Below are 12885 nucleotides of genomic sequence, written 5' to 3'. Positions count from 1 at the left end.
TGCTCCAGACGCGTTGAAGGAGAGACTCGCTCGTACTGATGTATCCGACAGGGCTCAGGCCCGCTGGCGCTTTTGCTGTTTCCAGCGATCGAACAGCACGGCCAGCAGCAAAATGGCGCCACGCACCAGGTACTGATAAAAGGTCGGCACGTTCAAAAGCCCCATGGCGTTTTGCACACAGCCCATGATCAGTACGCCGACCAGCACGCCGGTGATCGAGGCCACACCGCCGGAAAGCGCCACGCCGCCGAGCACGCAGGCTGAAATGACCGCAAGCTCCAGCCCCATGGACGTATTCGGATCCCCCAGCCCCATGCGCGAAGTCAGAAGCACCCCGGCGATGCCGGCCACCAGCCCCTGCAGACCGAACACGATGATCTTGAGCCGGCGGACGTTGACCCCGGCCAGCGCCGCGGCCTCCGGATTGCCGCCCGTGGCCAGCACGTTGCGCCCAAACGCCGTCAGGTTGAGTACAAAACCGAAGATCACAAAGCAGATGATCATGGTCCAGACCGGCAGGGTCAGGCCCAGAAAGGAAGCGCTGCCCAGCTCGAAAAAGCCCGGCACCGTGATCATGACCGCATCCCCGCCGGAGGTGATGTAGGCCAGCCCGCGCACGAACTCCATGGCGGCCAGCGTGGCAATCAGCGAATTGATGCCAAAGCGGGCCACCACGAACCCGTTGAAAACGCCCACCAGTGCACCGGCGGCGATCCCGCCCAGCGCCCCGATCAACACACTCCCAGAGGCGCTGGTGATGACCGCAGCGCTGACGCCGGCAAAGGCGACGATCGAGGCGACCGACAGGTCCACTTCACCGAGCGCCAGCACCATCATCATGGTGGTGGCAATGGTGCCAATAATGGTCACCGACAGCAGCAGGCCCACCATGTTGCGACCGGTCAGAAAATCAGGGATCGCTACTGCCAGCGCAATAAAGAGCACAATGAAAATGGCAATCAGCCCGGAGGTGTCCAGCAGGGTGCGCAGCGGCTTGATCAGCCCCTGCCTGCCGGCCGGTCGCGCCGTGTCCGACGGGCCGCGCTCGGCGGCGTGAACGCTCTTGTCGCTACTCATGATTGGGTGTCTCCAGACATCATGTTGTTATTGGCGCCGGTTGTGGTCAGGACAACTATGGCCAGGACAGTCGTGCTCAGGCCGGCAGGGCCAGCCCCAGCAGCCGCTCGGGTGTAGCGGCGCTGCGATCGACGATGTCGACCAGCGCCCCGTTTCGCATCACGGCGATGCGATCACAGATCGCGCTGACCTCGGTCAGATCACTTGAAATCACCACCACGGCCTTGCCCTGGTCGGCCAGGTCATAAAGCAGGTTGTAGATATCGCGCCGCGCACCGACATCGATGCCGCGGGTCGGCTCATCCATCACGAACAGTTCGATCTGCTCGGACAGCCAGCGGGCCAGGATGACCTTTTGCTGATTGCCGCCGGACAGGGTGCTGATGCGGGTACGCGGCCCCGGCGTTCGAATGCGCAGCTTCTCGATATAGTCGCGGGTGTTATCCAGCTCGCGTTTGGGATGGCGCCAAAGTCCCATGCGCTTGAAAAAGCGCCGGCAGCTGATATTGAGATTGTCGGTGACACTGGCTACCGGAAAGATGCCCTGCGACTTGCGATCCTCCGGGCACATGGCAATACCGGCCCGAATCGCCTCTCCCGGCGAGTTGAAGCGCCCGGTGCGGCCATTGAAGTGGATCTCGCCGCTTCTGGGCCGCTCGACGCCGCAGATCAGCCGCATCAGCTCGCTGCGACCGGCCCCGACCAGACCGAAAAACCCGAAGACCTCGCCGCGGCGAACCTCGAAGCTCACCGGTGCCTTCAGTCCGTGCCCTTCAAGGGCGTCTACCTTCAGGATGACCTCGCCGGTGTCGCGCGCGCGAAAGCCGTAAACATCCTCGATATCGCGCCCGACCATCTCGCTGACCAGCTGGTCCTGGGTGAGCCCTGCCATGGTGTCGTGGGTGCAGATATGGCGCCCGTCCCGAAAGACCGTGACGGCGTCGCACATCTCGAACACCTCCTCCATGCGGTGGGTCACGTACAGCACCACCCGACCTTCATCGCGCAGACGCTGGACAATGCGCTTGAGCTGGCGCGTCTCCTGTACCGACAGCGAACTGGTCGGCTCGTCAAAGGCAATGATGCGGGCATCGCGCAGCAGCGCCCGGCCGATCTCGATCATCTGCTGCTGACCGATCGAGAGATCGCGCACCTTCGTCGCCGGGTGGACACTGCCCTCACCCAGCTCCTCCAGAATGGCCAGTGCCCGCTCGCGCAGCCGCTTGCGATCCACGATGCCGTAGTGCTGGGGCAATTGCCCCAGCAGCAGGTTTTCCGCCACCGACAGGTTGGGTGACAGCGTCAGCTCCTGATAGATGATCGCAATGCCGAGTCGCAGTGCCTCGCGGGCATTGGAAAACACATGGCGCTCACCGCCGACCCGTAGTGCCCCGTCGGTGACCCGGTTCACGCCGCTCAACACCTTGAGCAGGGTCGACTTGCCAGCGCCGTTTTCGCCCATCAGGGCATGCACTTCGCCGGCGCGCGCGCTGAAATTCACCCCATCGAGGGCGCGTACGCCCGGGAACTCGACGGTGACATTTTCCACGACAAGCCAGGGGTCGGCCTCGACGACCCCGGCTGTCGCAGCGGACGCACTGCTCATAGCTGCAGTTCCTCGCGGACTTCCTTCCAGTTGTCACGGGTCATCAGCGTGCCGGTGGTTTCGGTGTTGGCCGGCGGCTGCTTGTCGTTGGCGATCCACTCATAGAGGTTCTCGGCGCTCTGGCGGCCGTGCATGGTCGAGCTGACCGCCACGGTGCCGTAAAAGCCGGTGGGCTTTTCACGCGAGAACTCGGCAAAGGCCGCACCCGAGCCGTTGATGCCTACACCGATGACGTCATCAGGCGACAGCCCGTACTGTTCGCTGGCACGCACGCCGCCCAGCACGCTCTCCTCGTTAAGCGCGTAGATCACCCAGTGATCGAACTTGCCGTACTTGGAAAACATCGGCGAGGCGGCCGAGAAGGCACTGGTGGTATCGGTGTTCTGCTGCGGCGCATCGATGACGTTGGCCTTGTCAAAACCGGCATCCAGCAGCGCCTGGGTGGCACCATCGGTGCGTTCACGAGCGGTGGGCAGCTCGTTGTTGGAGATGCGCAGGGCGCCGGTATCGGCCATGTCCCAGCCGCGACGCTTCATCTCTTCGGCAATGGCGTTGCCCACCTGCTCCCCGATCTTGTAACCCGACATGCCCAGGTGCGGCACCTCGGTCATGGGCTTGCCGTCGCTGCCGACGAACTGATCGTCGACGGTCACGACCTTCATGCCGTACTGCTTCGCCCGGTTGGCAATCGCCATGCCAAGGCGCACATCCGGCGGACAGATCACAAAGCCCTGCGCGCCCTGGGCATTAAGGTTATCAATGGCGCTGAGCACCTGCTGACCATCTTCACCGGCTAGACGTACCACGCTGAAGCCCTGCTCCTGTCCCAGCTCGCTGGCCGCGCGCTGTTCGTTGATAAACCAGGCCTGCTCGGGCTTTTTGACGATAAAGCCGATCTTGACGTTGTCATCGCTGGCATGCGCCATGCCCAGTGGCACCAGGGCCATGAGCGTGGTGGCAAGGACACGGGTAAAGGCAGGTAGCAGGGACATCATGGACTCCGGGCCCTCGCGGGGCAGTTTGTTATTCATGGGTGATCAAGGCCGACAGGTCGTGCCATTGACACACTAAAGCCAACATACGGCGCGACTTAAGCGGCGACTAATACGTCAAGTCATCTGAAGTGATATCGAAATGGCTATCAGCATCAGGTCAATCCAGCAGGCATGGCCCCTGTCGCCACAGCGCCTGACCCGGGCGCTGAGACTAAAGTTACGCGCTGTTGCCAAACCATCATCGAGGCGGCACACCAGAGCGCGGCCGGCCACGTATCAGAGGCATCGGGACTGACAAAATCGCCCGACACGCTCGGCCGGGCGACAGGGTACGCAGCGCTCAATGCCGACTGGTGGCGTTACTCATAGGCCATGTCTTCGAGCTCACGACCGCGAGTCTCCTTGACCATTTTGAACACGAAAAATACCGAGATCAGGGCAAAGAAGGCGTAGATGCCGTAGGCCCCGCCCAGGCCGATGCCGGCCAGCATGATCGGGAAAGTCATGGTAATGCCGAAGTTGGCCAGCCACTGGAAAAGCCCCGCCACGGCAAGCCCCGAACCGCGCATCTGGTTGGGGAACATCTCGCCGAGCATGACCCACATGACCGGCCCCCAGGAGGCGTTGAAGAACATGACGTAAATGTTGGCCGCCAGCAGCGCCACGATGCCCATGTTGTCGGACAGACGCAGCGAGCCATCGACGATGGCCGCGGTGGAGAAGGCATAGGCCAGAATTCCCAGCGTGACCGTCATGCCGACCGAGCCGATCCACAGAATCGGCTTGCGCCCCACCTTGTCGATCAGGGCAATGGTGATCAGACACGCGGCGATACTGACCGCACCGCTGATGATGTTGATCAACAGTGCATCGCTTTCGGTAAAACCGACCGACTGCCACAGCACCGCACCGTAGTAGAACACCACGTTGATACCGACCAGCTGCTGGAAGACGGCAAGGCCAATCCCCACCCAGACGATGCGATGCACGCGCCCGGTCGTTCCATTGATCAGATCAGACAGGCCGGGAGTACGCTCGCGATGCAGCGAGGTGCGAATGTCGCCCGCCTTCTGCTCCGCCTCGCGGTTGGTCATCAACGTCCTGAGCACCTTGAGCGCCTTCTTGCCCTCGCCCTTGCTGATCAGAAAGCGCGGGCTTTCCGGAATGCCCAGCAGCGCCAGGAAGAAAATGATCGCCGGCACCAGCTCCATCCAGAACATCCAGCGCCAGGCTTCAAAGCCGCCCCAGAACTCGGCGGTCGACGCACCGGCGACGCGCGCCAGCAGGTAGTTGCTGACAAAGGCCATGAAAAGCCCCGTGATGATGGCAATCTGCTGAATGGTCGCCAATCGTCCGCGAATGGCGGCCGGTGCCACCTCACTGATGTAGGCCGGCGTCATGACGCTGGCCGCCCCTACCGCGATACCGCCAAGGATGCGGTAGATGACAAACTCGAAGGAGCCTTCCGCCACACCGGAGCCCCAGGCACTGACGATGAAAAAGAGCGCGGCGACGATCAACAGCATGCGACGCCCGAAGCGGTCCGCCAGCCGGCCGGCAAAGAAGGCGCCGCCGGCACAGCCCAACAGCATCGAGGCCACATTGAAGCCGGTGCCGGCCGCTTCGGAATTGAAGGCGGCCTGCAGGCCGTCCACGGTGCCGTTGATGACGCCGCTGTCAAAGCCGAACAAAAAGCCGCCCAGCGCGGCGACGCAGCAGATAATGAACACGTAGAACTGTTGTTTGCGGCCGTCCTCGTCCTGAACCGTAGTGTCTGACTGCATGGCGGTATCTCCTGATATCCTGTTGTGTCGAAACCGGTGTTGATCGAACGTCAGTGGTGCTCTGATGGGTGACCCAAGCCTCGTTCCCGCAGGGCAGCGTGGGCGCTACAGCCAACCGGCATCGACCCAGTAGTTGTGGGCCGTACAGCCGCCGGCGGCATCGGAAGCCAGAAAGAGCACCATGGCCGCCACGTGATGCGGATGCAGACGTACCTTGATCTTCTGTTCGGTCACGATCCGCGCCTCATCCTCGGGGGAGTGCCAGCGTGACTGGCGCGGCGTTTTCACGTTGCCCGGGATCACGCAGTTGACCCGAATGCCATCACTGCCCAGCTCGCTGGCCAGTGCCCGGGTCAGGCCCTCAATGGCCGCCTTGGCGGTTTCATAGAGCACCATGCCGGGCTGTCCCAGATGCCAGCTGATCGAACCCATATTGATGATCGAACCATGACCCCTTTCGCGCATGCCGGCCGCAACACCACGCACCGCCAGCGCCTGATGGCGCAGATTGATTGCCATGCGATCGTCCCAGTACTCGGGCGTGACATCTTCAAGCGTATGGCGATCATCGTTGGCCGCGTTGTTGACCAGCACATCGACCGTACCGATATCAGCGAGCACCTGTTCCAGTGCCCTGGGGTCGGTCAGGTCACAGCGATGAAAGTGCACCTGTTCACCCAGGGAGTCGGCCAGTGCCTGCGCCTCATCAATGATGTCGAGAAAATGCACCTCGGCGCCCTGCTCGGCAAAGGCGCGCACGATGCCTTCACCGATGCCGGAACCGCCTCCGGTCACGACAACGCGGCGGTCTTTCAGATCGGGATAAATCGGGTGGGTCATGACATCACTTCCATAAGCATCGATTTAATTAAAACTTCTTACCAGGCAGTGTCCTCCTGCGCACAGTGCACAGCCATTGGACATAGGTCGACGCGCGACCATGGTCCAGGGGCGCCTTGTCAGGCGCCGGGGCGCAGCCAATGATAGGCAGTGATTGCAGGCGAGTGATGGCCTCCATCCCGTCGTCCCTTTTCGTTCTCCAGGCCCTATTGCCATGACCCGACTGTCCGATCCACGCCCCGCCGGCGATCTCAACTCCCTGAAGCAGCGCAATCGCCTGGCCATTCTCGATGCGCTGCGCCGCATGCCGGGCATGACCCGCACTGAACTGGCACAGAAGACAGGATTGACCAAGGTCACCGTCGGCAGCGCCGTGATGCCGCTGCTGGAGAGCGGCTGGCTCGAGGAAGGGTCACTTCAGCGCCGACGTGGTGGCCGCCCGGGACGTGAGCTGTTTCCTGGTGAGCACCATCATCTGCTGCTGGGGGCCGAAGTCGGTGTCCACGAGCTCCGGGTGCTGGCCTGTACGCTGTCCGGAACCCCCCTTGCAAAGCGCTGCATACCGCTGTCAAAAACCACGCCTGACGCCGCCGCCCGTCAGCTGGCCCACGAGATCACCACCCTGCTTGAAAACGATAATCTGGGCGCGCGTCGGCTGCTGGGCGTGGGCGTCGCCCTGCCGGGGCCGGTGATGCCGGATGAACCGCTGCTGGGACTGGCCCCCAACCTGGGCTGGCACCAGGTCCGCTTTCTCGACCTGCTGGCGCACCATTTACCGGCGCTGCCAGGAATTCGGCTGATGGACAACGAATCCTCGCTGGCCGCCTTTGGCGAGCTTTACTTCGCCACCCACAATGCGCCTGAATCGCTGCTGTTTGTCAGCGCCGATACCGGTATCGGCAGTGGCCTGGTGGAAAATGGCGCCCCGCCCCGCATCATCCGCGGTGTTCATGGCCTGGCCGGTGAAATCGGCCATACCCTGCTCGACCCGGAGGGCACGCTGTGCCATTGCGGCAACCATGGCTGCGCCGAGACGCTGGTCAGCGGCTGGCGCCTGCGCCAGCAGCTCGGCATTAATGATGACGATGATCTGGCCGAGGCCATCGCCGCCCTGCCCGAGGATCGAACCGGCCCGGTACTGGCGCGCGCCGGTCGCGCACTGGGCATGTTGCTGCACAACCTGCACCACACGCTCAACCCGGCCGAGATCGTGATCGGCGGCACGCTCACCGCCCTTGGCCCGGCGTTCATGGAGCCGGCGCTGGGCCGCTTTGCCAGCACCCAGCGCCGGCTGCTGCCGGAGGCCACCCTGATTACCCCGCGCGTGCTGACGCAAGGCCACCTGCCGCCGGCCCGTGGCGCAGCGGCACTGGTCATGGCCAGCGCGCTGGCCGCCCTTGATGAGCCGCTTTAATCGACCCCGCGCCCTGCCCCTCGGGCATTAAAAAACCGCCCGACCCTTGCAGGCCGGACGGTCGATGACATGACGGAAGGTTTACTTGTTGATCAGTGACGCCGGCTTGCCGCTGCCGGCCTGAGGGGCGCCATTGTCGCCCTGCTCACCCAGCGCGATCCAGGTATTGATCACGGTATCCGGGTTGAGCGATAGACTGTCGATGCCTTCACTCATCAGCCAGGCAGCGAAGTCGGGGTGGTCCGACGGTCCCTGTCCGCAGATGCCCACATACTTGCCCTGTCGTTTGGCAGCCCGAATGGCCATCGACAGCAGCGCCAGCACCGCATCGTTGCGCTCGTCGAACTGCTCGGAGACCGTACCGGAGTCGCGATCCAGCCCCAGTGTGAGCTGGGTCATGTCATTGGAGCCGATCGAGAAGCCATCGAAGTACTCGAGGAACTGATCAGCCAGCAGCGCATTGGAGGGCAGCTCGCACATCATGATGACCTTGAGGCCGTTTTCGCCGCGCTTGAGCCCGTGGGTTTCCAGCGTCTCGATCACCGCGCTGGCGTCCTTGAGCGTCCGCACGAACGGAATCATGATCTCGACGTTTTCAAGGCCCATCACATCGCGCACCCGCTTGACGGCCTGACACTCCAGCGCGAAGCAGTCACGGAAATCGGGCGACACGTAGCGACCGGCGCCGCGGAAGCCCAGCATCGGGTTTTCTTCATGCGGTTCGTACTGCTCGCCGCCCACCAGGTTGGCGTATTCATTGGTCTTGAAGTCCGACAGGCGCACGATCACCCGCTTGGGCCAGAACGCGGCGGCCAGCGTCGCCATCCCTTCGGTCAGACGGGCCACGTAGAACTCGACCGGGTCACTGTAGCCGGCAATACGACTCTTGATCTCGGCCTGCAGCGCCGGCGTCTGACGATCGAATTCCAGCAGGGCGCGCGGGTGGATGCCGATCATGCGGTTGATGATGAACTCCAGCCGCGCCAGGCCCACGCCCTCGTTGGGCAGCGTGGCAAAATCAAAGGCGCGATCGGGGTTGCCGACGTTCATCATCAGCTTGAGCGGCAGCTCCGGCAGATCATCGATGGCAGCGCTCTTGATCTCGAACTCCAGCTCTCCTTCGTAGATGTAGCCGGTATCGCCCTCGGCGCAGGAGACGGTGACATGCGAAGTCGAGGTCAGACGCTCGGTGGCATCGCCACAGCCGACCACGGCCGGAATGCCCAGCTCACGGGCAATGATCGCGGCATGGCAGGTGCGGCCACCGCGGTTGGTGACGATCGCCGCGGCACGCTTCATGATCGGCTCCCAGTCCGGGTCGGTCATGTCGGTGACCAGCACATCGCCGGGGGAAACTTCATGCATCTGGCTGATGTCGGAGATGATCTTGACGGGGCCGGCACCGATGCGCTGGCCGATGGCACGACCTTCGGCGACCACCGGACCGCGGGACTTGAGCTGGTAGCGCTCCATGACCTGCTTGCGCGAGCGCACGGTTTCCGGGCGCGCCTGCACGATCAGAAGCTCACCGGTGTGACCATCCTTGGCCCACTCGATGTCCATCGGGCGGCCGTAGTGCTGCTCGATCAGCATGGCCTGACGGGCCAGCGCCTCGATCTCATCATCGCTCAGACAGAAACGATCCTGATCGGCGGCGTCGACCGGCTCGATGCGCACCTGCTTGCCGTGGGCGCGATCATCGGCGTACACCATGCGCTCGGCCTTGGTGCCCATGCTGCGGCGCACGACCGACGGACGGTTGGCGGCAAGCGTGGGCTTGTGAACGTAGTATTCATCCGGATTGACGGCGCCCTGCACCACCATCTCGCCCAGTCCCCAGGCGGCGGTGATGAACACGACCTGATCAAAGCCGGATTCGGTGTCGATGGTGAACATGACGCCCGAGGTGGCCAGATCCGAGCGCACCATGCGCTGCACGCCGGCAGACAGCGCCACGCCCTTGTGGTCGTAGCCCTGGTGGACGCGGTAGGAGATGGCACGGTCGTTGAACAGCGACGCAAACACGTGGTGGATCGCCTCGCGCACGGCAGGGAGCCCCTGCACGTTCAGAAAGGTTTCCTGCTGACCGGCAAAGGAGGCGTCCGGCATGTCCTCGGCGGTGGCCGACGAGCGAACCGCAAAGGAAGCGTTCGGGTTGTCGCCGGCCAGCTGCTCGTAGGCCCTGGCGATGGCGTTATCGAGCTCGGCGGTAAAGGGGGTGTCGATCACCCACTGACGAATGCGCGAACCGGCTGTGGCCAGCGCCTGGGTATCGTCGATATCGGTCTCATCAAGCAGGGCATGAATACGGGCATCCAGACCGCTTTGCTCCAGAAAGCGCCGCCACGCATCGGCGGTGGTCGCAAAGCCGTTGGGGACCTGAACGCCCAGGCTGCTCAGATGACTGATCATCTCGCCCAGCGAGGCATTCTTGCCACCGACACGATCCACGTCGTGCATGCCCACCTGGTCGTACCAGAGCACATTCGGCTCGGCGCTGTTGGGGCGATTGTCGTCTGTCACCTTGCGATCACTCATTTCCGTCTCTCCCGGCAATCCTTTAGCCACCAGAACCCGAAGTTACTGGCGGTGCCCTACCCAAAAAGTCAACAACGTAAAAAAACGTCGCTCTGGCGTGTCAGTCCATCGCACGACCGAATAAAAGCGACGTTTTTCAATTTCTTCTGTCACCTGACAGTCGAGCAGAGCGTAATCATTTTCTTCAGGCTTCCATAGCCTCCATGACAAGTTTTAAGACCAGGAGTATTTTGAAAGACTACTACAAGTTATTAGCTTAAAGTCTTAAATACTGCCGACATGTTTTTGAAAAATAAACAATATATGGAAAAAATAGCAACACAAAAAACCACTACACGTTTTGTAGTGCATGCGCAAATTTGACAAACAAGGTCGCAATGGCGCTGCACTATTTCGACCATTACCGTGGTTTAATACCTGATAAACCGTGTCTTTTTATGCCGGAAAGAGAGAACCTCATGCCAAAAACAGTGTTTTATATTTCCGACGGCACGGCCATTACCATGGAAGTGCTGGGCCACGCCGTTCTCTCCCAGTTTGATACGGAATTTACCCAGCGCACCTGGCCCTTTGTCGACACCCGCGAACGCGCCATCGAAATTCGCGAGCGCATCGACCGGATCTTTGTCGATACCGGTGAGCGCCCCATTGTCTTTTACTCGATTGTCAGCGATGACATTCGCCAGATCATTCTCTCGAGTCACGGCTTTTGCCATGACGTGATCGAATCCGTCATCGCTCCGCTCAGCGAAGAGCTCAACATGGCGCCGCATCCAACGCTGCACCGCACCCACGGACTCAATCAGCGCAACGTGGCGCGCTATGACGAGCGTATCGCGGCAATCGATTACGCCCTGGCCCACGACGACGGCCTGTCACTGCGCCATCTCGAGCAGGCCCAGGTGATCCTGATCGGCGTGTCGCGCTGTGGCAAGACGCCCACGAGCCTTTATCTGGCCATGCAGTTTGGTTTGCGGGTCGCCAACTACCCCTTCATTGCCGATGACATGGACCGCCTGGCACTACCGCCGGCCCTGCGGGAGCAGCGCGGCAAGCTGTTCGGGCTGACCATCAATGCCGACCGGCTCGCCGCCATTCGCAATGAGCGCCGCACCGCCAGCACCTACGCCTCGCTGCGGCAGTGCCGGCTGGAGCTTTCGGAAGTCGAAGCGCTCTATCGCCGACTGCGCATCCCCTATCTGGACACCACCAACTACTCGGTCGAGGAGATTGCCACGCGCCTGATGGACACGCTCGGCATCGACCGGCGTATTTTCTGAGCAAGGTGTTTCCAAAAAAGGGGATTCTGGGAGAGGAGGTTCTAAAAGAGGTGTTGTAGTGGGCCGCCCGGGAGGGCGGCAGACGAAAAGGGACGGCCCGGAGGCGGGCCGTCGGCAGGTCAGGTCGTCAAGGGACTCAAGAGATCAAAAGGCTGGCAAAGCGCGCCATGTCGACGTTGCCGCCGCTGATGATGACGCCAATACGCTTGCCCCTGAGCTCGTCTTTCATCTGCCGCGCCGCGGCGAAACCGAGACAGCCGGTCGGCTCGACCACCAGTTTCATGCGTTCGGCCAGAAACGACATGCACTCGACAAGTTCGGTGTCCGAGGCGGTGAGGATGTCATCGACATCGCGCTGGATGATCGGAAACGTCAACTGGCCCAGATGCTGGGTCTGCGCGCCATCGGCAATGGTGTTGGGTGTGTCGATATGGACGATCTGACCGCTGCGAAACGATTGCTGGCCATCGTTGCCCGCCTCGGGCTCGACACCATAGATCCTGCAGGCCGGCGACAGGGCCCGGGTCGCCAGCGCGCAACCCGACAGCAGGCCACCGCCCCCCAGACAAACGAACAGTGCATCCAGCTCGCCAACGTCTTCGAAGAGCTCCATGGCGGTCGTGCCCTGGCCCGCCAGAACATGGGGGTGATCATAGGGCGGAATCAGCGTCAGGCCATGCTGCTCGGCCAGGTCGCGGCCAATCTGCTCCCGGTCCTCGGTATAGCGGTCGTACATCACCACGTGACCGCCATAGCCCCTGGTGGCGTCGACCTTGGTTTTCGGGGCATCCCGGGGCATGACGATGGTCGCCGGGATCCCCAGAATTCTGGCGGACAGGGCAATGGCCTGGGCGTGATTGCCGGAAGAGAACGCCACCACGCCGGCACGCTTCTGCTCGGGACTGAATTGTGAGAGCGCATTGAAGGCGCCCCGGAACTTGAAGGCGCCCATGCGCTGAAAGTTCTCGCATTTGAAAAACACCTGCGCGTCCATGGCGTCATCCAGGGTACGCGACGTCATCACCGGCGTCCTGCGCGCGTGGCCCTCGAGTCGTTTTGATGCAGCGATCACATCGTCAAAGGTGGGAAGGTGATTCATGGAGCTCCTCTCTCGGCCTGTCAGCCGTTCCACACGGGTTGATATCCGCGCCGGGCGCGGCTGTTTTCGAAACCTTTCAGCGCTGCTGCGATGTGAAGATAATATCGATGCCGACTGCAGGCGAGGCCCTTTTGAACGTTGCATGCGGCGGCGCATTCTGCCTAGTCGTGCGTACACCATCATTGCCCCGCACTCCGAATACAAGGCCCTGTTGCCTGATGGCAGCATTGATACCCGGCCACCTTTTTATGA

Annotated in this window: 9 protein-coding genes; 2 read left to right on the top strand and 7 right to left on the bottom strand. The window is 62.1% G+C overall.

What is annotated here, in order from left to right; all coding sequences use genetic code 11:
- Positions 1 to 54: 54 nt before the first annotated feature.
- The 5 genes from araH to Q0931_RS04805 form a co-directional block, all read right to left on the bottom strand.
- Positions 55 to 1077, bottom strand: coding sequence for an L-arabinose ABC transporter permease AraH (gene araH / locus Q0931_RS04825; RefSeq protein WP_299257814.1), 1023 nt, complete (start codon positions 1075 to 1077; stop codon positions 55 to 57).
- 76 nt (positions 1078 to 1153) lie between these two features.
- Positions 1154 to 2683, bottom strand: coding sequence for an L-arabinose ABC transporter ATP-binding protein AraG (gene araG, locus Q0931_RS04820; RefSeq protein ID WP_299257812.1), 1530 nt, complete (start codon positions 2681 to 2683; stop codon positions 1154 to 1156).
- A complete protein-coding gene (locus Q0931_RS04815) occupies positions 2680 to 3675 on the bottom strand; it encodes an arabinose ABC transporter substrate-binding protein (RefSeq protein WP_299258196.1) in 996 nt (331 codons plus the stop codon). Before Q0931_RS04815 ends, araG begins: the two co-directional genes overlap by 4 nt.
- 362 nt (positions 3676 to 4037) lie before the next feature.
- On the bottom strand, positions 4038 to 5462 hold the full coding sequence (locus Q0931_RS04810) for a sugar porter family MFS transporter (RefSeq protein ID WP_299257810.1): 1425 nt from the start codon (positions 5460 to 5462) through the stop codon (positions 4038 to 4040).
- Between the two features lie 105 nt (positions 5463 to 5567).
- Positions 5568 to 6302 (bottom strand): SDR family NAD(P)-dependent oxidoreductase, encoded by a 735-nt coding sequence (locus Q0931_RS04805; protein WP_299257808.1) that lies wholly within the window; start codon positions 6300 to 6302, stop codon positions 5568 to 5570.
- Between the two features lie 214 nt (positions 6303 to 6516).
- On the opposite strand from Q0931_RS04805, the gene Q0931_RS04800 reads away from it, so the two are divergent.
- Entirely contained in the window at positions 6517 to 7716 is a 1200-nt protein-coding gene (locus Q0931_RS04800; protein WP_299257806.1) for an ROK family transcriptional regulator, read from the top strand.
- Positions 7717 to 7797: 81 nt separating this feature from the next.
- Here Q0931_RS04800 and ppsA read toward each other — a convergent pair whose 3' ends face one another.
- Positions 7798 to 10254: a phosphoenolpyruvate synthase gene (gene ppsA, locus Q0931_RS04795; protein ID WP_299257804.1), complete on the bottom strand. Its 2457-nt coding sequence runs from the start codon at positions 10252 to 10254 to the stop codon at positions 7798 to 7800.
- Positions 10255 to 10712: 458 nt separating this feature from the next.
- On the opposite strand from ppsA, the gene Q0931_RS04790 reads away from it, so the two are divergent.
- A complete protein-coding gene (locus tag Q0931_RS04790) occupies positions 10713 to 11534 on the top strand; it encodes a pyruvate, water dikinase regulatory protein (RefSeq protein ID WP_299257803.1) in 822 nt (273 codons plus the stop codon).
- 136 nt (positions 11535 to 11670) lie between these two features.
- On the opposite strand, the gene Q0931_RS04785 is transcribed toward Q0931_RS04790, so the two are convergent.
- On the bottom strand, positions 11671 to 12633 hold the full coding sequence (locus tag Q0931_RS04785) for a threo-3-hydroxy-L-aspartate ammonia-lyase (protein ID WP_299257801.1): 963 nt from the start codon (positions 12631 to 12633) through the stop codon (positions 11671 to 11673).
- Positions 12634 to 12885: the final 252 nt, after the last annotated feature.

It is taken from the genome of uncultured Kushneria sp., from assembly GCF_947497025.1.
Lineage (GTDB): Bacteria > Pseudomonadota > Gammaproteobacteria > Pseudomonadales > Halomonadaceae > Kushneria.
This window is presented reverse-complemented; position numbering and strand designations above follow the sequence as displayed.